This window comes from Escherichia sp. WS3227_2 (genome assembly GCF_046486495.1).
Lineage (GTDB): Bacteria > Pseudomonadota > Gammaproteobacteria > Enterobacterales > Enterobacteriaceae > Escherichia > Escherichia coli.
In genome coordinates, this window is record NZ_JBJQLG010000010.1 from 183,169 (window position 1) to 201,943 (window position 18,775).

17 protein-coding genes and 4 pseudogenes are annotated in these 18,775 nt (G+C 49.8%); 15 read left to right on the forward strand and 6 right to left on the reverse strand.

Annotation, left to right across the window (positions count from 1 at the left end; translation table 11 throughout):
- Positions 1-67 precede the first annotated feature (67 nt).
- Complete coding sequence (locus ACJHXB_RS16025) at positions 68-298, reverse strand: YncJ family protein (RefSeq protein ID WP_001469220.1); 231 nt, start codon at positions 296-298, stop codon at positions 68-70.
- A 178-nt stretch (positions 299-476) separates the two neighbouring features.
- Between ACJHXB_RS16025 and hicB the strand changes: the two are divergent.
- From hicB to patD, 7 genes and pseudogenes are all read left to right on the forward strand, one after another.
- A pseudogene (gene hicB, locus ACJHXB_RS16030) lies at positions 477-713 on the forward strand (type II toxin-antitoxin system antitoxin HicB); the annotation flags it as partial.
- 78 nt (positions 714-791) lie between these two features.
- Complete coding sequence (locus ACJHXB_RS16035; protein WP_000760598.1) at positions 792-2,198, forward strand: PLP-dependent aminotransferase family protein; 1,407 nt, start codon at positions 792-794, stop codon at positions 2,196-2,198.
- 244 nt (positions 2,199-2,442) lie between these two features.
- Positions 2,443-3,588, forward strand: coding sequence for a putative ABC transporter substrate-binding protein YdcS (gene ydcS / locus ACJHXB_RS16040; RefSeq protein ID WP_000047461.1), 1,146 nt, complete (start codon positions 2,443-2,445; stop codon positions 3,586-3,588).
- A gap of 17 nt (positions 3,589-3,605) precedes the next feature.
- The gene (locus ACJHXB_RS16045) at positions 3,606-4,619 is read left to right on the forward strand and encodes an ABC transporter ATP-binding protein (RefSeq protein ID WP_000220432.1); all 1,014 of its coding nucleotides are present in this window, start codon (positions 3,606-3,608) and stop codon (positions 4,617-4,619) included.
- Complete coding sequence (locus ACJHXB_RS16050) at positions 4,620-5,561, forward strand: ABC transporter permease (RefSeq protein ID WP_000245261.1); 942 nt, start codon at positions 4,620-4,622, stop codon at positions 5,559-5,561.
- The gene (locus ACJHXB_RS16055; protein WP_000555458.1) at positions 5,551-6,345 is read left to right on the forward strand and encodes an ABC transporter permease; all 795 of its coding nucleotides are present in this window, start codon (positions 5,551-5,553) and stop codon (positions 6,343-6,345) included. Before ACJHXB_RS16050 ends, ACJHXB_RS16055 begins: the two co-directional genes overlap by 11 nt.
- A 21-nt stretch (positions 6,346-6,366) precedes the next feature.
- Positions 6,367-7,791, forward strand: coding sequence for an aminobutyraldehyde dehydrogenase (gene patD, locus ACJHXB_RS16060; RefSeq protein ID WP_001163883.1), 1,425 nt, complete (start codon positions 6,367-6,369; stop codon positions 7,789-7,791).
- Between the two features lie 96 nt (positions 7,792-7,887).
- Here the strand turns inward: patD and yncL are convergent, their stop codons facing one another.
- Positions 7,888-7,983, reverse strand: a complete 96-nt coding sequence (gene yncL, locus ACJHXB_RS16065) for a stress response membrane protein YncL (RefSeq protein ID WP_001303494.1) — start codon at positions 7,981-7,983, stop codon at positions 7,888-7,890.
- 194 nt (positions 7,984-8,177) lie between these two features.
- Here yncL and ortT point away from each other — a divergent pair, with 194 nt between their 5' ends.
- Both ortT and ydcY read left to right on the forward strand, forming a co-directional pair.
- Positions 8,178-8,351, forward strand: a complete 174-nt coding sequence (ortT, locus tag ACJHXB_RS16070) for an orphan toxin OrtT (protein ID WP_000061178.1) — start codon at positions 8,178-8,180, stop codon at positions 8,349-8,351.
- Positions 8,352-8,436: 85 nt separating this feature from the next.
- Positions 8,437-8,670 carry a DUF2526 family protein YdcY gene (ydcY, locus tag ACJHXB_RS16075; RefSeq protein ID WP_000018633.1) on the forward strand — a complete coding sequence of 78 codons (234 nt, stop codon included), beginning with the start codon at positions 8,437-8,439 and terminating at the stop codon, positions 8,668-8,670.
- Here the strand turns inward: ydcY and ACJHXB_RS16080 are convergent, their stop codons facing one another.
- Both ACJHXB_RS16080 and ACJHXB_RS16085 read right to left on the reverse strand, forming a co-directional pair.
- The gene (locus tag ACJHXB_RS16080; protein ID WP_001076541.1) at positions 8,671-9,120 is read right to left on the reverse strand and encodes a DMT family transporter; all 450 of its coding nucleotides are present in this window, start codon (positions 9,118-9,120) and stop codon (positions 8,671-8,673) included.
- The gene (locus ACJHXB_RS16085) at positions 9,120-9,635 is read right to left on the reverse strand and encodes a GNAT family N-acetyltransferase (protein WP_000027567.1); all 516 of its coding nucleotides are present in this window, start codon (positions 9,633-9,635) and stop codon (positions 9,120-9,122) included. The genes ACJHXB_RS16080 and ACJHXB_RS16085 overlap by 1 nt, the downstream gene beginning before the upstream one ends.
- 180 nt (positions 9,636-9,815) lie before the next feature.
- Between ACJHXB_RS16085 and curA the strand changes: the two genes are divergently transcribed.
- Positions 9,816-10,853, forward strand: a complete 1,038-nt coding sequence (curA, locus tag ACJHXB_RS16090) for an NADPH-dependent curcumin/dihydrocurcumin reductase (RefSeq protein ID WP_001469217.1) — start codon at positions 9,816-9,818, stop codon at positions 10,851-10,853.
- Positions 10,854-11,051: 198 nt separating this feature from the next.
- Positions 11,052-11,717 (forward strand): colanic acid/biofilm transcriptional regulator McbR, encoded by a 666-nt coding sequence (gene mcbR, locus ACJHXB_RS16095; RefSeq protein ID WP_001308642.1) that lies wholly within the window; start codon positions 11,052-11,054, stop codon positions 11,715-11,717.
- Between the two features lie 35 nt (positions 11,718-11,752).
- Here the strand turns inward: mcbR and pqqU are convergent, their stop codons facing one another.
- Entirely contained in the window at positions 11,753-13,855 is a 2,103-nt protein-coding gene (gene pqqU, locus ACJHXB_RS16100; protein ID WP_410233513.1) for a TonB-dependent receptor PqqU, read from the reverse strand.
- 241 nt (positions 13,856-14,096) lie between these two features.
- Here pqqU and ACJHXB_RS16105 point away from each other — a divergent pair, with 241 nt between their 5' ends.
- Positions 14,097-15,158, forward strand: a complete 1,062-nt coding sequence (locus ACJHXB_RS16105; RefSeq protein ID WP_000550669.1) for a YncE family protein — start codon at positions 14,097-14,099, stop codon at positions 15,156-15,158.
- 112 nt (positions 15,159-15,270) lie between these two features.
- Here the strand turns inward: ACJHXB_RS16105 and ansP are convergent, their stop codons facing one another.
- A complete protein-coding gene (gene ansP / locus ACJHXB_RS16110; protein WP_001469216.1) occupies positions 15,271-16,770 on the reverse strand; it encodes an L-asparagine permease in 1,500 nt (499 codons plus the stop codon).
- 266 nt (positions 16,771-17,036) lie between these two features.
- Between ansP and ACJHXB_RS16115 the strand changes: the two are divergent.
- The 3 pseudogenes from ACJHXB_RS16115 to ACJHXB_RS16125 form a co-directional block, all read left to right on the forward strand.
- Positions 17,037-17,526 (forward strand): annotated as a pseudogene (locus ACJHXB_RS16115) (glutathione S-transferase N-terminal domain-containing protein).
- A gap of 96 nt (positions 17,527-17,622) precedes the next feature.
- Positions 17,623-17,813 (forward strand): annotated as a pseudogene (locus ACJHXB_RS16120) (DUF5445 family protein).
- An 823-nt stretch (positions 17,814-18,636) separates the two neighbouring features.
- Positions 18,637-18,775, forward strand: a pseudogene (locus ACJHXB_RS16125) (hypothetical protein); the annotation flags it as partial.

Genomic DNA, 18,775 nt, shown 5'->3' on the forward strand with positions numbered 1-18,775 from the left:
AACTTATTGAATCTGCATGATATTGCCTGCCGGGTAAGGCGTTACGCCGCATCCGGCATCAAACGACTTAACGTTGTCCCGCTTCTGGTTTGCGCGATTTTTGCCAGTAAAAATGCTCGCGCAAACCTTCCGCCGACTCTTCCGCCACAGCACGCAATTCATCGCTGTCCGCTTCATGACGCAGCTGATGATCCACATTCTTTACCCACACAAATTCATGTCCTTTGTGCCCTGCCATGAGTTGTCCTGAGAACAGTGCACACGTTAATAAGACAACCGATAACGCCTTCGAAAACATCCCGCCACCTTTTTCTCACCTTTTGCCGCTATGATGCCGATCGTTTCTTGAGGTTATTATTCAGTTTTGCAAATTAGCGCAAAGAAATTCTGGAATCTTCCTTCCTGATTTTGCATTGCATTCTGCCGTTGCGGCGATTAAGTGCTATTTTCGAGCAAATTACACACAGAGGTAAACTTCGCCATTAAATAGTCACGATCACTTTATTGAAGTGCCTTTGAGCGTCGCCTCTAAGGTATTGCTGTTAAATGCTTTTTTACAGTAAGAAATCACTCAGCAAGAGTTAGCCAGACGAATTGGCAAACCTAAACAGGAGATTACTCGCCTATTTAATTTGCACCATGCGACAAAAATCGACGCCGTCCAGCTCGCGGCAGAGGCGCTTGGCAAAGAGTTATCGCTGGTGATGGTTTAATTACAGTTAACGAAAAGTTGTCATTTTTAACAACTGATATAGACTGCCGAATCATCTGCACATAATTACGATTCGATAATGAAAAAATACCAGCAGCTTGCAGAACAATTACGCGAGCAGATTGCGTCGGGTATCTGGCAACCTGGCGATCGTTTGCCTTCGTTGCGTGACCAGGTGGCGCTTTCTGGCATGAGCTTTATGACTGTCAGCCATGCCTATCAGTTGCTCGAAAGTCAGGGACATATTATCGCTCGACCGCAATCGGGTTATTACGTTGCGCCACAGGCAATAAAAATGCCGAAAGCGCCAGTCATTCCAGTCACTCGAGATGAAGCAGTCGATATCAACACCTATATTTTTGATATGTTGCAGGCCAGTCGCGATCCGTCGGTCGTTCCGTTTGCCTCGGCCTTTCCCGACCCGCGACTTTTCCCCCTCCAACAACTCAACCGCTCGCTGGCGCAGGTAAGCAAAACCGCCACGGCGATGAGCGTGATTGAAAACTTACCGCCAGGAAACGCAGAACTGCGTCAGGCTATTGCTCGTCGCTATGCCTTACAGGGCATCACTATTTCTCCTGATGAAATTGTCATTACCGCCGGGGCGTTAGAGGCATTAAACCTCAGTTTGCAAGCGGTCACTGAACCGGGCGATTGGGTGATAGTAGAGAATCCTTGTTTCTACGGCGCGTTGCAGGCGCTGGAGCGGTTACGGCTGAAGGCGTTATCGGTGGCGACGGATGTTAACGAAGGGATCGATCTCAAGGCGCTGGAACTGGCGTTGCAGGAGTATCCGGTGAAAGCGTGCTGGCTGATGACTAATAGCCAGAATCCACTCGGATTTACCTTAACGCCGCAGAAAAAAGCGCGGCTGGTAGCGTTGCTCAATCAGTACAACGTAACGCTGATTGAAGATGACGTTTACAGCGAACTTTATTTTGGACGGGAAAAACCGCTGCCTGCGAAAGCGTGGGATCGCCACGATGGCGTTTTGCATTGCTCTTCGTTTTCAAAATGTCTGGTGCCTGGTTTTCGTATTGGTTGGGTCGCCGCCGGAAAACATGCACGTAAAATTCAACGCTTGCAGTTGATGAGTACGCTTTCCACCAGCTCACCGATGCAGCTTGCACTGGTGGATTACCTTTCCACGCGCCGATACGACGCCCATCTTCGTCGCCTGCGTCGCCAGCTTGCGGAGCGTAAACAACGTGCCTGGCAGGCACTGCTGCGTTATCTGCCTGCGGAAGTGAAAATTCATCATAATGACAGCGGCTATTTTCTCTGGCTGGAACTCCCCGCGCCGTTAGATGCGGGCGAATTAAGCCTGGCAGCACTGACGCATCATATCAGTATTGCGCCGGGTAAAATGTTTTCTACCGGTGAAAACTGGTCACGTTTTTTCCGTTTTAATACTGCGTGGCAGTGGGGAGAACGTGAAGAACAGGCGGTTAAACAATTAGGCAAACTTATTCAAGAACGGCTGTAATAGCGTTTAATTTAATTCCTCTCAGGTTGGGTAATATGAATTTCGAATAGTAGTCATATTTCCTAACTCCTTGTCTATACTCCAGAAGATAACCTTACAGACGGCATAATGCGCGGTAGCTCACAACCTGATTAAATTTTCTCAGGGGCGAAGGTGTGCCTGCAAGCCGCCGTCTATGGTTAAACAAGGAGATATTTTTACGGCACGGCGGCTGAACAATTAATTACGACAGGAGTAAGACCTTATGAGCAAGACATTTGCCCGCAGCAGCCTGTGTGCGCTCACCATGACAATAATGACCGCTCATGCCGCCGAACCGCCTACCAATTTAGATAAACCGGAAGGGCGACTGGATATTATCGCCTGGCCGGGATACATCGAACGCGGACAAACTGATAAACAATACGACTGGGTAACGCAATTCGAAAAAGAGACAGGCTGCGCGGTGAATGTGAAAACCGCCGCGACTTCCGATGAAATGGTCAGTCTGATGACCAAAGGGGGTTACGATCTGGTTACGGCATCCGGCGATGCCTCGCTGCGCCTGATTATGGGCAAACGCGTGCAGCCGATTAATACCGCATTGATTCCCAACTGGAAAACACTCGATCCGCGCGTGGTTAAAGGCGACTGGTTTAACGTTAGTGGCAAAGTTTATGGCACACCTTACCAATGGGGTCCGAACCTGTTGATGTACAACACTAAAACCTTCCCGACGCCGCCGGATAGCTGGCAAGTGGTTTTTGTTGAGCAGAATCTGCCGGACGGCAAGAGCAATAAAGGCCGCGTACAGGCCTATGATGGCCCTATCTACATTGCGGACGCTGCGTTGTTCGTTAAAGCCACTCAGCCGCAGTTGGGCATCAGCGATCCGTATCAACTCACCGAAGAACAGTACCAGGCGGTGCTGAAAGTGCTGCGCGATCAACATAGTTTGATCCATCGCTACTGGCATGACACTACCGTACAAATGAGCGATTTCAAAAACGAGGGTGTGGTTGCATCCAGTGCCTGGCCCTATCAGGCCAACGCCCTGAAAGCCGAAGGCCAGCCTGTCGCGACCGTTTTCCCGAAAGAGGGCGTTACCGGTTGGGCTGACACCACCATGCTACATAGCGAAGCGAAACATCCGGTTTGCGCCTACAAATGGATGAACTGGTCATTAACGCCAAAAGTGCAGGGCGATGTGGCGGCCTGGTTTGGCTCGTTACCGGTAGTGCCGGAAGGGTGTAAAGCCAGTCCGTTATTAGGCGAAAAAGGTTGTGAAACCAACGGTTTTAACTATTTCGATAAAATCGCCTTCTGGAAAACGCCTATAGCAGAAGGGGGCAAGTTTGTTCCCTACAGTCGCTGGACGCAGGATTACATTGCCATTATGGGCGGTCGCTAACTTCGCTGGGGTGTTTTATGACGTACGCAGTGGAGTTTGACAACGTCTCGCGGTTGTACGGTGACGTGCGCGCAGTAGATGGCGTCAGTATGGCGATAAAAGATGGTGAGTTCTTCTCTATGCTGGGGCCGTCCGGCTCCGGCAAAACCACCTGCCTGCGCCTGATTGCTGGATTCGAACAGCTTTCCGGCGGGGCTATCTCTATCTTTGGTAAACCCGCCAGCAATCTGCCACCGTGGGAGCGGGATGTGAATACCGTCTTCCAGGACTACGCGCTTTTTCCGCATATGTCGATTCTTGACAACGTCGCCTATGGTCTGATGGTCAAAGGCGTGAATAAAAAACAGCGGCATGCGATGGCGCAAGAGGCGCTGGAGAAAGTGGCATTGGGGTTTGTACAGCAACGCAAACCGTCACAACTTTCTGGTGGTCAGCGCCAGCGAGTCGCCATCGCCAGAGCACTGGTGAACGAACCGCGTGTGTTATTGCTGGATGAACCGCTCGGCGCACTGGATCTCAAATTGCGTGAGCAGATGCAACTGGAACTGAAAAAGCTGCAACAGTCTCTCGGTATCACTTTTATCTTCGTTACCCACGATCAGGGCGAAGCGTTATCGATGTCCGATCGTGTTGCGGTTTTCAATAATGGACGCATTGAGCAGGTCGATTCCCCGCGCGATCTCTATATGCGCCCGCGCACGCCGTTTGTTGCCGGGTTCGTTGGTACATCGAATGTTTTTGATGGACTGATGGCAGAGAAACTTTGTGGCATGACGGGAAGCTTCGCCCTGCGACCGGAACATATCCGCCTCAACACCCCTGGTGAACTGCAGGCCAATGGCACGATCCAGGCGGTGCAATATCAGGGCGCGGCAACTCGTTTTGAACTGAAATTGAACGGCGGTGAAAAACTGCTGGTGAGTCAGGCCAATATGACAGGCGAAGAACTGCCTGCCACGCTCACGCCCGGACAACAAGTGATGGTTTCCTGGTCGCGTGATGTGATGGTGCCGCTGGTTGAGGAGAGGTGAATGGTGATGAACGTATTGCAATCGCCTTCACGTCCAGGAGTTGGAAAGATATCCGGCTTTTTCTGGCGAAAACCAGGACTGGGGCTATTTTTGCTACTGCTTGGCCCGCTAATGTGGTTTGGCATTGTCTATTTCGGCTCGCTGTTAACGCTGTTATGGCAGGGCTTTTATACTTTTGACGATTTCACCATGTCGGTAACGCCGGAACTGACGCTGGCGAATATCCGTGCGCTGTTTAATCCAGCGAATTACGACATCATTCTCCGCACGCTGATTATGGCTGTGGCAGTCACTATCGCCAGCGCTATTCTGGCTTTTCCAATGGCGTGGTATATGGCGCGCTATACCAGCGGGAAAATGAAAGCGTTTTTTTACATTGCGGTGATGTTGCCCATGTGGGCGAGCTACATTGTGAAAGCTTATGCCTGGACATTATTGCTGGCAAAAGATGGCGTGGCGCAGTGGTTTTTACAACATCTGGGGCTGGAACCACTGCTGACAGCGTTCCTTACATTACCAGCGGTGGGCGGTAACACGCTGTCAACTTCCGGGCTGGGGCGCTTTCTGGTGTTTCTCTATATCTGGCTGCCGTTCATGATCCTGCCCGTGCAGGCGGCGCTTGAGCGTTTGCCGCCGTCATTGTTGCAGGCGTCGGCTGATCTTGGCGCACGTCCACGGCAAACCTTTCGCTATGTGGTGCTGCCGCTGGCGATCCCGGGTATTGCCGCTGGCTCTATCTTTACCTTCTCACTCACACTGGGTGATTTTATCGTCCCGCAACTGGTTGGCCCTCCAGGATATTTTATCGGCAATATGGTTTATTCCCAGCAGGGGGCGATTGGCAATATGCCGATGGCGGCGGCATTCACCCTGGTGCCGATTGTTCTCATCGCACTGTACCTGGCGTTCGTGAAACGTCTGGGAGCGTTCGATGCACTCTGAACGCGCACCGTTTTTCCTCAAACTGGCGGCCTGGGGCGGCGTAGTTTTCCTACATTTTCCCATCCTGATTATCGCCGCCTATGCGTTTAACACTGAAGATGCGGCGTTTAGTTTTCCACCGCAGGGCCTGACGCTGCGCTGGTTTAGCGTGGCAGCACAGCGTAGTGATATTCTTGATGCCGTGACACTGTCACTTAAAGTGGCAGCGCTGGCGACATTAATCGCGCTGGTGTTAGGGACGCTGGCCGCTGCCGCGCTGTGGCGACGAGACTTTTTCGGCAAAAACGCCATTTCGCTGTTACTGCTGCTGCCCATTGCGCTGCCGGGCATTGTCACTGGTCTGGCGCTATTAACCGCTTTTAAAACCATCAATCTGGAGCCGGGATTTTTCACCATCGTGGTCGGCCATGCGACTTTTTGCGTAGTGGTGGTGTTTAACAATGTCATCGCCCGTTTTCGCCGCACCTCCTGGAGTCTGGTTGAGGCGTCAATGGATCTTGGGGCCAATGGCTGGCAAACCTTCCGCTACGTAGTGTTGCCGAATCTCAGTTCGGCGTTACTGGCAGGAGGAATGCTGGCGTTTGCCTTGTCGTTCGATGAAATCATCGTTACGACCTTTACGGCAGGTCATGAACGAACGTTACCGTTGTGGTTGCTCAATCAGCTTGGGCGACCGCGTGATGTACCGGTAACCAACGTGGTGGCACTGCTGGTTATGTTGGTAACAACCTTGCCGATCCTGGGGGCCTGGTGGCTAACCCGCGAAGGCGACAATGGTCAATAACCACTGATACAGGAATATGCTATGCAACATAAGTTACTGATTAACGGAGAACTGGTTAGCGGCGAAGGGGAAAAACAGCCTGTCTATAATCCGGCAACGGGGGACGTTTTACTGGAGATTGCCGAGGCATCCGCAGAGCAGGTCGATGCTGCTGTGCGCGCGGCAGATGCAGCATTTGCCGAATGGGGGCAAACCACGCCGAAAGTGCGTGCGGAATGTCTGCTGAAACTGGCTGATGTTATCGAAGAAAATGGTCAGGTTTTTGCCGAACTGGAGTCCCGTAATTGTGGCAAACCGCTGCATAGTGCGTTCAATGATGAAATCCCGGCGATTGTCGATGTCTTTCGCTTTTTCGCCGGAGCAGCTCGCTGCCTGAATGGTCTGGCGGCAGGTGAATATCTTGAAGGTCATACTTCGATGATCCGTCGCGATCCATTGGGGGTCGTGGCTTCTATCGCACCGTGGAATTATCCGCTGATGATGGCTGCGTGGAAACTGGCTCCGGCGCTGGCGGCAGGGAACTGCGTAGTGCTCAAACCATCAGAAATTACCCCGCTGACAGCGTTGAAGTTGGCAGAGCTGGCGAAAGATATCTTCCCGGCAGGCGTGATTAACGTACTGTTTGGCAGAGGCAAAACGGTGGGAGATCCGCTGACCGGACATCCCAAAGTACGGATGGTGTCGCTGACGGGCTCTATCGCCACTGGCGAGCACATCATCAGCCATACCGCGCCGTCCATAAAGCGTACTCATATGGAACTTGGAGGCAAAGCGCCAGTGATAGTTTTTGATGATGCGGATATTGAAGCGGTGGTCGAAGGTGTACGTACTTTTGGCTATTACAATGCCGGACAGGATTGTACTGCGGCTTGTCGGATCTACGCGCAAAAAGGCATTTACGATACGCTGGTGGAAAAACTGGGTGCTGCGGTGGCAACGTTAAAATCTGGTGCGCCGGATGACGAGTCTACGGAGCTTGGACCTTTAAGCTCGCTGGCGCATCTCGAACGCGTCAGCAAGGCAGTAGAAGAGGCGAAAGCGACAGGGCACATCAAAGTGATCACTGGCGGTGAAAAGCGCAAGGGTAATGGCTATTACTATGCGCCGACGCTACTGGCTGGCGCATTACAGGACGATGCCATCGTGCAAAAAGAGGTATTTGGTCCGGTAGTGAGTGTTACGCTCTTCGACAATGAAGAACAGGTGGTAAACTGGGCAAATGACAGCCAGTACGGACTTGCATCCTCGGTATGGACGAAAGATGTGGGCAGGGCGCATCGCGTCAGCTCGCGGCTGCAATATGGTTGTACCTGGGTCAATACCCATTTCATGCTGGTAAGTGAAATGCCGCACGGTGGGCAGAAACTTTCTGGTTACGGCAAGGATATGTCACTTTATGGGCTGGAGGATTACACCGTCGTCCGCCACGTCATGGTTAAACATTAAGGATAATATTGCAGATCGTAAGAGTATGAGAAGATCTTGCGTACTGTCAGAGCACTGATTTCTCTGACAGTACGTGCTGCGTGCAAAATCACTACATCAAATAAACCAGCCAAATCTCATAGAGATAAGAGTAAACAAACCAACAGCAGCAAAGACATTTATCAGTACTACAGTTCTACTGGAAACATTCATTTTTGCCACCTTTTATCATTGCCCCTATGTGTATAGTACGGGTTAAGAAAATCCGCAATAATACTCATTCTGAAGATGGATAAGGGCAAGTTGCTGTTTGATGTTTTTTTCTCAAACCGGTTAAAAAACTTGATGTACGTCAAAAAATGACGCATATTTGCGCGCGTTTTATTCATCTGGCTGGACGCCCGTACATGTCTCTCTATCAACACATGCTTGTTTTTTATGCGGTTATGGCAGCAATCGCATTTCTTATCACCTGGTTTCTTTCTCACGATAAGAAACGCATCCGTTTCTTAAGCGCCTTTCTGGTGGGGGCAACATGGCCGATGAGTTTCCCGGTGGCGCTGTTGTTTTCACTGTTTTAAATCTTACTCACTGGCTTGACGGCACCACGCAGACTTATATCATTTGGATGAATCGATAAATTTCACAAGTGGCTAAGGAGAAAGTATGTCGCATCTGGATGAAGTCATCGCGCGCGTGGATGCCGCGATTGAAGAGAGCGTCATTGCCCATATGAACGAATTATTAATCGCCCTGAGCGATGACGCGGAGTTAAGTCGGGAAGATCGCTACACCCAGCAGCAGCGTCTGCGCACAGCGATCGCCCATCACGGTCGCAAGCATAAAGAAGATATGGAAGCGCGCCACGAACAGTTAACCAAAGGTGGCACCATCCTCTGATTAAAATGTGCGCCTGGCCACCAGCCAGGCACCAACCACAAGTAAAATTGCGCCACAAATTGGGCCGATCAACGCCCGTAGTGGCACGCCATGGCTGCGGAAGATATCCAGCACCAGACCGCCAATCAGCTGGCTGGCGACCAGTACCGCAATAGTTGTCGCCGCTCCCACATTCTGATATCCGCTGATACTGGCGAAGACAAAAAACGATCCCAGCAAGCCAGGTATAAGTGTCCACCAGCGCACGCTGGACACCAGTTCGCCAAACCCCGCCATGCCTTGTTTAAACCATAAAATAGAAACGAACAGCACAATTCCTACCAAAGAGTTCAGCAACATGGCGATGAGAATGGTTGAGGAGGTCTGAGTGATGCGCACCATCAGCGTGTTTTGGACTACCAGACCAATCCCGGCGGCAATCAAAAAGGCAAGGGTAAGCGACTGATTCATCAGATTGCGTCCGGTTCACTGCGTTCGTCGAGTTGCAACTGCATAAATGTCAGATCCAGCCAGCGCCCAAATTTAGTGCCTACCTGCGGCATTTGCGCGGTGACGACAAATCCCAGCGACTGGTGGAGATGCAGCGAAGCCTGGTTTTGCGATTCGATCCCGGCGACCATGACATGCTTCCCGCAATCCCGCGCTTCATCAATCAATCGGCTTAACAATTTACGCCCCAGACCTTTGCCCTGATGATCGGGATGGACATAAACCGAATGTTCCACGGTATGGCGAAAACCATCGAAACTACGCCAGTCGCCAAACGAGGCATATCCCGTCACTACGCCATCTTGTTCACTCACCAGCACCGGATAACCAGCTAAAGTCCGCGCTTCAAACCAGGCAATGCGATTATCTGCATCCACCGTTTGGTCATTCCAGATAGCCGCCGTATACAACACGGCGTGGTTATAAATTTCCGCAATGGCAGCACAGTCGGCTTTGCGGGCAAAACGGATGGACATGTTTGGCCTCGATTAAATAATGATGATGACGTTATCAATACTATCGAAAACAGCCCGAAGCAACGGATTCCTCGATGAAATTATTGCGTGTTGCAGAGGGGATGTGACGGCTGCAAACAAAACCAATCCTGTGAGCCTGCTACTATTGATCGATTCATGCCAAAAGCACAGGAGAGCATTATGGGGCAACAAAAGCAGCGTAACCGCCGTTGGGTTCTGGCCTCGCGTCCGCATGGCGCGCCAATTCCCGAGAATTTCCGTCTTGAAGAGGATGACGTCGCAACTCCAGGTGAAGGACAGGTGTTACTGCGTACTGTTTATCTGTCACTGGACCCGTATATGCGCGGGCGCATGAGCGATGAGCCATCCTATTCGCCGCCGGTTGATATTGGCGGCGTGATGGTCGGCGGCACGGTGAGCCGTGTCGTGGAGTCGAATCATCCTGATTATCAGCCTGGCGACTGGGTGCTGGGCTACAGTGGATGGCAGGACTATGACATATCCAGTGGTGATGATCTGGTGAAACTTGGCGATCATCCGCAAAATCCATCGTGGTCGCTGGGTGTGCTGGGGATGCCAGGCTTTACCGCTTATATGGGGCTGCTGGATATCGGTCAGCCCAAAGAGGGCGAAACGCTGGTGGTAGCTGCGGCGACAGGACCAGTGGGGGCGACGGTGGGTCAAATCGGCAAACTTAAAGGTTGCAGGGTGGTGGGGATAGCCGGTGGCGCGGAAAAATGCCGCCATGCTACCGAGGTTTTAGGCTTCGATGTATGCCTTGATCACCATGCGGATGATTTTGCCGAACAACTGGCGAAAGCGTGCCCAAAAGGTATTAATATCTATTATGAAAACGTGGGCGGTAAGGTATTTGATGCAGTGCTACCTTTACTTAATACATCTGCGCGCATTCCCGTCTGCGGCTTAGTGAGCAGCTATAACGCTACAGAGCTACCACCCGGTCCGGATCGTTTACCTCTGTTGATGGCTACAGTGCTGAAAAAACGTATTCGCTTGCAAGGATTTATTATCGCTCAGGATTATGGTCACCGCATCCATGAGTTTCAGAAGGAGATGGGGCAATGGGTGAAAGAGGATAAAATCCACTACCGCGAAGAAATTACTGACGGTTTAGAGAATGCGCCACAGACATTTATCGGCCTGCTGAAGGGTAAAAACTTCGGCAAAGTGGTGATCCGCGTGGCGGGTGATGATTAAAGATACGACGGCGGCGTAAAGCCGCCATAAAAATCCAGGCAAAAAGCTTATTTTCAGCTTTAATTAACTAACCACGTCATTGTTCTGCTGCTAATAACAACAAACGTGAGTGGTTTATGATTATTCACTTTAATACCCCAGGTGAACTCCTTCTGCCATGCAGGCAGGGTTGGACAGAAAACACGCGAAGGAATTAAAATGCCTGGAACGGAAAAAATGAAACATGTCAGTTTGACTCTGCAGGTTGAGAACGACCTGAAACATCAGCTTAGTATTGGCGCACTAAAACCTGGCGCACGCCTGATTACTAAAAATCTGGCAGAGCAATTAGGTATGAGTATTACACCTGTGCGTGAAGCATTATTACGTCTGGTTTCGGTGAATGCGCTTTCTGTCGCACCAGCGCAAGCATTTACAGTTCCGGAAGTGGGGAAACGTCAATTAGACGAAATCAATCGGATCCGCTACGAGCTGGAATTAATGGCAGTTACTCTGGCTGTTGAAAACCTCACCCCGCAAGACCTGGCGGAACTCGAGGAATTGCTCGAGAAATTACAGCAGGCGCAAGAAAAGGGCGACATGGAACAAATCATTAATGCGAACAGGCTATTTCGCTTAGCGATTTATCATCGTTCAAATATGCCCATCCTGTGTGAGATGATTGAGCAACTGTGGGTCAGGATGGGACCTGGTTTACATTATCTCTATGAAGCGATTAATCCAGCGGAATTACGGGAGCGTATAGAAAACTATCGTCTATTACTCGCCGCGTTAAAAGCAAAAGACAAAGAGGGATGCAGACATTGTCTTGCTGAAATTATGCAACAAAATATTGCTATTTTATACCAGCAATACAATCGTTAAAGTAAATGCCCGGCAAATACCGGGCATCAAGGTAATTACTCAAATCGCCACGCAATATTCATGCCGACACCATAATTTCGCCCGGGCGCAGGTTCGTAATATCGCCCGTTTGACTCATTGACAATGACAGAACCAACGTATTCTTTATCGAATAAATTATCGACACGACCAAATAAATCCACAGTTAAATTGTGGTAATTGTATTTATACCCGGTGAATAAGCCGACGAGAGTATAAGACGGCGCTTTGGCCGTATTTTCATCATCTGCCATAATATCGCCCATATAACGCGCTTCCGTACCTGCATACCAGCCATCTTCCGGTACATAACCTATCGACGCAAAGCCCATATTACGGGCGATCCCTGGCATCCGGTTACCGTTACAATCCTGTTCATTACACACATTGCTGCGATAGGTCGCATCAAGCCAGGTCCAGGACGCTTTTATGCGAAAATCTCCCGCGAAACGTTGATCCCATGCCAGTTCAGCGCCTTGACGACGGGTCTTTCCGGCATTTTTGTAAGTCGTACGCCCACCGCTACTGCTATCGACAACAATTTCATCATCGGTGTCGGTCTGGAACAATGCGAGACTAAGCAGCCCATTACCAATACGCGTTTTACTGCCGATCTCAATTGTATCGTTGGTGGATGGTTTTAAACCAAAGTTCATACCGCTTTGCCCATCAGCGCGATAAGAGAGCTCATTAATCGTCGGCGTTTCAAAACCTCGCCCGGCTGCCAGATAGATATTCCAGGCGTCGGTCATTGCATATTTTAACGATCCGGCAGGTAGCCATTTGTGATAACTGGCATCACCGCTGTCATCGCCGTTACCCGGAGTAACGTAATGGTCGTTGGAATCAAACCACACGGAACTGTAGCGCACGCCACCATCCAGCGACAGTTTTTCACTCAGCTGCCACTGTGTCTGTAAATAGGGATCGACGTTCCACATCAGATTGCGTTCGTCGCGGCGCAACTCACCTTTTTGCCCGTATTCCGGCACGCCGCTATACAGGCGGAAGTTATTGTAGCCCTTGCGGTTTTCACTCATGTTTTCGTAGTTCAGGCCGGTAGTGAACGTGACCGGAACGCCCAGCTCGCCACGGTGTGTCCAGCGACTGTCTACCCCCTGATAATGGCGTTGCAGAGTAATCACGCCGCCCGCATGCGACGGGTTAAGTTGGGGGGCCATCGGGATTGACTGGTACTGGGTCGTTTCTCGCTCCCCGGCATACATCATCACACTCATCTCATCCCGCGAACTCAGGCTACGCTCATAGCGCAGCCCAGCCTGAGTTTGCTTGATGGTTTTTCGCGTGTCGTACTGTTCAGCGCGTGGCGCTTGTTGCGGATTCGCCTTCCATTCTGCTTTGGTTAGCCCACCAGGGTCATCTGCTTTGATATCCACACTATTGAAAATCAGGCTTAATTTGCTGGCGTCATCAATGCGTACACCCAGTTTGGCATTAGCTAAATTTTTCTGTGCGCCACTATGGTCACGATAGCCGTGGGTCGTAAAACGCGTGGTTGAGACGGTGTAATCGACATCGCCAGGCTGTGTGCCGTCTCCCGTTGCGCCCGTTGCTTTCAGGCCATAGCGCCAGCTGCCAAAACTGCCGTAGTAACTACTGGCTTCAATGGTTGGTGGCTGTTGTCCGGTCTGGGTGGTGACATTCATTACACCGCCAGACGCGTTGCCATACAGGGCAGAGAAGGGGCCACGCAGCACTTCCACATTTTGCACACTGCTTAAATCGATGTTGGATGTTTGCCCTTGTCCGTCGGGCATGGTGGCGGGAATACCGTCCACATACAGGCGAATACCGCGAATTCCGTAAGTGGAGCGGGAGCCAAATCCGCGAATCGACAGCTGTAAATCTTGCGCATAGTTCTGCCGGTTTTGTACCTGCAAACCAGGCACGCCAGTCAGTGATTCAGACAAGTTAATGCGCGGTGTTGCCAGGCGCATCTCCTCGCCATCCACCACGCTCACGGCTGCTGGGGTATCCAGTTCTGAAACCACCTGCGGTGCGGCACTGACAATCATAGTCTGTTCATCAGCGGCAAAAACAACGGGGGAAAGGACAAGCAGTGCGGGCAAAACGGTCTGTCGGACGGAAAAAATCTTCATGAAAAAAGCCAGGTTAAGAATGGGAAAACGCTGTCATGGTAATAAAATTGTAAATTTATGGAAAACGAAACGGCACGATACGTTAAGTAATTGAGAAAATTGTAGTCGTAACGGCAAGAAATGCTCCACATTTGAGAAAATAATGATTACCATTCCCATTTATAACAAGAGCGTAACGATGATTACGCTTAGCGAAGCATTGTGAAGCAGCAAAAATATCGGTTCATCAAAGGGAGTCGTCATGCATTTACGTCATCTGTTTTCATCGCGCCTGCGTGGTTCATTACTGTTAGGTTCATTGCTTGTTGCTTCATCATTCAGTACGCAGGCCGCAGAAGAAATGCTGCGTAAAGCGGTAGGTAAAGGTGCCTACGAAATGGCTTATAGCCAGCAAGAAAACGCGCTGTGGCTCGCCACTTCGCAAAGCCGCAAACTGGATAAAGGCGGCGTGGTTTATCGTCTTGATCCGGTCACTCTGGAAGTGACGCAGGCGATCCATAACGATCTCAAGCCGTTTGGTGCTACCATCAATAACACGACTCAGACGTTGTGGTTTGGTAACACTGTAAACAGCGCGGTCACGGCGATAGATGCCAAAACGGGCGAAGTGAAAGGCCGTCTGGTGCTGGATGATCGTAAGCGCACGGAAGAGGTGCGCCCGCTGCAACCGCGTGAGCTGGTGGCAGACGATGCCACGAACACCGTTTACATCAGTGGTATTGGTAAAGAGAGTGTGATTTGGGTCGTTGATGGCGAGAATATCAAACTGAAAACCGCCATCCAGAACACCGGTAAAATGAGTACCGGTTTAGCGCTGGATAGCAAAGGCAAACGTCTTTACACCACTAACGCTGACGGCGAATTGATTACCATCGACACCGCCGACAATAAAATCCTCAGCCGTAAAAAGCTGCTGGATGACGACAAAGAGCATTTCTTTATCAACATCAGCCTTGATACCGCCAGGCAGCGTGCATTTATCACCGACTCTAAAGCGGCAGAAGTGTTAGTGGTCGATACCCGTAATGGCAATATTCTGGCGAAGGTTGCGGCACCGGAATCACTGGCTGTGCTGTTTAACCCCGCGCGTAATGAAGCCTACGTAACGCATCGTCAGGCAGGTAAAGTCAGTGTGATTGACGCGAAAAGCTATAAAGTGGTGAAAACGTTCGATACGCCGACTCATCCGAACAGCTTGGCGCTGTCTGCCGATGGTAAAACGCTGTATGTCAGTGTGAAACAAAAATCCACTAAACAGCAGGAAGCAACCCAGCCGGATGATGTGATTCGTATTGCGCTGTAATAGATATGGCGAGGGTGAAAACGGAGAGACTTGCCTGACTTTTATCACGCCGTATCCGGCACCTTCGTCAGTAATTTGAATTTGCCCGGCACGTAGCCGGGCAATTTTGCAATTAACTCGCCGTTTCAGGTTTAAACATAATTTCCTGTTGTTCTTCATCTTCCTCGACGACTGGCGCAGTGCTGTGAATTTCAGCAACGCGTTTGCGCACACCAAACCAGCCTATAACCAGCAGAATACCGATAATCGGCAGCGCCGCGATGGTATAAGTCCCGTTCGGGTAATCGAACGCCATCAGCACCAGGACGCTCAGCAAAAACAGTAATGTCAGCCAGGAAGTGAAGGGCGCGCCAGGCAGTTTAAAACTGACATCCGCTGCTTTGCCTTCTTTAATCGCTTTACGCAGGCGCATCTGGCACACGATGATAAACGCCCATGAAGCGATGATTCCCAGCGACGCGAAGTTCAACACAATCTCAAATACGCGCGACGGCACCAGATAGTTGAGGAATACGCCGACGACATACACAACCAGTGTCGCCAGAATTCCGGCATACGGCACATGCTGACGACTCATTTTCGCCATAAAACTCGGTGCGGAACCGCCCATCGCCATTGAGCGCAGAATACGTCCGGTGCAGTACAGACCTGAGTTCAGGCTGGAGAGGGCAGCGGTCAGCACCACAATGTTCATAATGCTGCCGATATATGGCACACCCAGTTTAGAGAAAAACGTCACGAACGGACTTTGCCCCGCCTGATATGCGCTCCACGGCAATAACATAACCAGCAACACCACGGAGCCGACGTAAAACAGGCCAATACGCCAAATCACACTGTTAATGGCTTTAGGCACCATGGTCTGCGGATCTTTACATTCTCCGGCAGCTGTACCCACCATTTCAATGGAGGCAAAAGCAAACACTACGCCCTGAATCAACACCAGCGCAGGTAGCAAACCGTGGGGGAAGAAGCCGCCGTTATCGGTAATTAAATGAAAGCCAGTGGTGTTGCCATCCAGCGGCTGACCACTACCGAGGAACACTGTACCCACGACCAAAAAGGTCACAATGGCGAGCACTTTAATAAGCGCAAACCAGAACTCCATCTCGGCAAACCATTTCACACCAATCATATTCATGGTGCCAACGATGGTCAGCGCAGCGAGCGCAAAGACCCACTGCGGTACACCACCAAATGCGCCCCAGTAATGCATATACAGTGCAACGGCGGTAATATCGACAATCCCTGTCATCGCCCAGTTGATGAAGTACATCCAGCCAGCAACATAAGCGGCTTTCTCACCCAAAAACTCACGGGCATAAGAGACAAAACTGCCACTGGAAGGGCGGTGTAGCACCAGCTCACCCAATGCACGCAGAATAAAAAACGAAAACAGGCCGCAGATCAAATAGACCAGTGCCAGTGCTGGCCCCGCCATTTGCAGTCGGGCTCCCGCGCCTAAAAACAAACCCGTACCAATCGCGCCGCCAATGGCGATCATCTGTACCTGGCGATTGCCCATCGCTTTGTGATACCCCTCTTCGTGGGCATTAAGCCAGCGGCGTTTCGCGGCGTGTTGATCTGAAGTGTCGGTGTCGTGTTTACTCATTGCTCTCCCTGATTGCTTTAATGAAAAAGTCATATAAGTTGCCATGAACAATGTTTATTCATCCTGGCGATGATAGTTATCACCATTATTCTTTATGGGTATAAAACTATCGGCGCAGCATCCTACCCGTTATCGATAAACGATGCAAAACATCCCCTTACAATCCTGAAGGGGAATAATACAACTGACGAAAAAATGACAAATCCTTTTGCTGGTTAACCTGTGTACTGTCCTACACTTAATCTTTAAAAGATTGTGAGGGGCATATGATTAAGGTGTATGGCGTACCCGGATGGGGCTCTACAATCAGTGAGCTGATGCTAACACTGGCTGATATTCCTTATCAGTTCGTTGATGTCAGTGGTTTTGACCACGAGGGAACTTCACGCGAGTTATTGAAAACCCTGAACCCGTTGTGTCAGATTCCGACACTGGCGCTGGAAAATGACGAGATTATGACGGAGACAGCGGCGATTGCATTGATGGTTCTCGATCGTCGCCCGGACCTTGCGCCACCGCTTGGGCGCGCCGAACGTCAGCAGTTTCAACGGCTATTGGTCTGGCTGGTTGCTAATGTCTATCCAACGTTCACTTTCGCCGATTACCCTGAGCGTTGGGCTCCTGACGCGCCTGAACTACATGGGGGCCGGGGCATGAATGGTTTCGGATAATGCCGCGAATATCAGTGCGATTGCTGATGCTGTATGTCAGATACCAAAGTTACAAGAAGTACTAAAAAGGAATGAAATTATTTGAGTGGGATACCAGAAGATTATTTATTATTCAGTGACTTTATCCACAATGATGGGCGTAATTAATTAGAATCATGTTATGTTTTTTTAATTCAATTTAATCACTCTCCATTTCATTCAGCTTGTCTATTTCATTTCCTCTGAAAAGAAACTAACTATTCACATTGTGCAGATGTTTCAGTTGTTATCACAGGCATTCTATAATCTAAAAATATTTTAATGATGGATATGCTCGGAGTTGGAGATGCAATTAATATTAATACAAATAAAAATATCCTGCAGGTATGCTAAAAGGATAAATGGCGTTCTCTGTATTTATTCGCGATTATCTGTAGTGCAAATATGGAGAGCTTGATGAGTCAGAGCTAAAACAGCAATTGATAAATAAACACGTTGATTTACTCAAGAAAATGGATGTATTTTAAATATTGATTCTTAATATAACCTAATCAATAGATTATCACGTGAGAGCTGCACATTATTATTGGAGGAGCAGGGGAAAACACCATTTTGGGAACAATGAATCAGGTACTCTTACCACTGAAGCAAGATCATCCGGGCACCAGGTGGTGGTGCAGTGCATTGGAAATGGTCCCCTCGGGGGAGTTGTCATTATTTTCTATGCTATTTGCTTATGATATTCATCAGGTGAATTTAATAAATTCCTAATTTGAAATATCCACTATTAAGCCAGTGTTTAACGACGTTAAGATGGCAATGTGCAGATCATGTTATCAGGGCTGGGCGGTAGCGTACATTCCTTATACAAACCATCATTCATTTCAATGATTGTTATTGAATTATTTATTGTTGTGAATAAAAAGACATTATGAATATTGGTTTGACTTTGCATATCAGGTTTTTTATTACTCGCTGTAATGTACGAGCCTGTCGTGAATAACGTCGAGAACCCATCCGTTGCGTTTGTGATTATTTTGTTGACTAAACAGACACCCGTTTCTCTGAAGTAAAATCCCAGACTAAATCATCACATAACCATGACATTTTTCTGATATTCCCCGGTAACGCCAGATGTCGACTCGCTTATCTCATCCGCCCGACATGTTGTACATGCAATATGTGCGGATTATTATTCATTTTCACGGAGGTTGCTATGTCAACCGGATTACGTTTCACGCTGCGTGGACGGCCTGCCACCGGACGCGTTTGCGGTGGTCTCCTTTCATCTGAACCAGTCACTCTCTTCGCTCTTTTCCCTCGATCTCTCTCTGGTCAGCCAGCAGTTTCTCTCC

Bases quoted from the DNA above. Each gene is read 5' to 3' on its own strand.
- ACJHXB_RS16025 (WP_001469220.1), bottom strand. From the start codon at position 298: ATGTTTTCGAAGGCGTTATCGGTTGTCTTATTAACGTGTGCACTGTTC.
- ACJHXB_RS16035 (WP_000760598.1), top strand. From the start codon at position 792: ATGAAAAAATACCAGCAGCTTGCAGAACAATTACGCGAGCAGATTGCG.
- ydcS (WP_000047461.1), top strand. From the start codon at position 2,443: ATGAGCAAGACATTTGCCCGCAGCAGCCTGTGTGCGCTCACCATGACA.
- ACJHXB_RS16045 (WP_000220432.1), top strand. From the start codon at position 3,606: ATGACGTACGCAGTGGAGTTTGACAACGTCTCGCGGTTGTACGGTGAC.
- ACJHXB_RS16050 (WP_000245261.1), top strand. From the start codon at position 4,620: ATGGTGATGAACGTATTGCAATCGCCTTCACGTCCAGGAGTTGGAAAG.
- ACJHXB_RS16055 (WP_000555458.1), top strand. From the start codon at position 5,551: ATGCACTCTGAACGCGCACCGTTTTTCCTCAAACTGGCGGCCTGGGGC.
- patD (WP_001163883.1), top strand. From the start codon at position 6,367: ATGCAACATAAGTTACTGATTAACGGAGAACTGGTTAGCGGCGAAGGG.
- yncL (WP_001303494.1), bottom strand. From the start codon at position 7,983: ATGAATGTTTCCAGTAGAACTGTAGTACTGATAAATGTCTTTGCTGCT.
- ortT (WP_000061178.1), top strand. From the start codon at position 8,178: ATGTCTCTCTATCAACACATGCTTGTTTTTTATGCGGTTATGGCAGCA.
- ydcY (WP_000018633.1), top strand. From the start codon at position 8,437: ATGTCGCATCTGGATGAAGTCATCGCGCGCGTGGATGCCGCGATTGAA.
- ACJHXB_RS16080 (WP_001076541.1), bottom strand. From the start codon at position 9,120: ATGAATCAGTCGCTTACCCTTGCCTTTTTGATTGCCGCCGGGATTGGT.
- ACJHXB_RS16085 (WP_000027567.1), bottom strand. From the start codon at position 9,635: ATGTCCATCCGTTTTGCCCGCAAAGCCGACTGTGCTGCCATTGCGGAA.
- curA (WP_001469217.1), top strand. From the start codon at position 9,816: ATGGGGCAACAAAAGCAGCGTAACCGCCGTTGGGTTCTGGCCTCGCGT.
- mcbR (WP_001308642.1), top strand. From the start codon at position 11,052: ATGCCTGGAACGGAAAAAATGAAACATGTCAGTTTGACTCTGCAGGTT.
- pqqU (WP_410233513.1), bottom strand. From the start codon at position 13,855: ATGAAGATTTTTTCCGTCCGACAGACCGTTTTGCCCGCACTGCTTGTC.
- ACJHXB_RS16105 (WP_000550669.1), top strand. From the start codon at position 14,097: ATGCATTTACGTCATCTGTTTTCATCGCGCCTGCGTGGTTCATTACTG.
- ansP (WP_001469216.1), bottom strand. From the start codon at position 16,770: ATGAGTAAACACGACACCGACACTTCAGATCAACACGCCGCGAAACGC.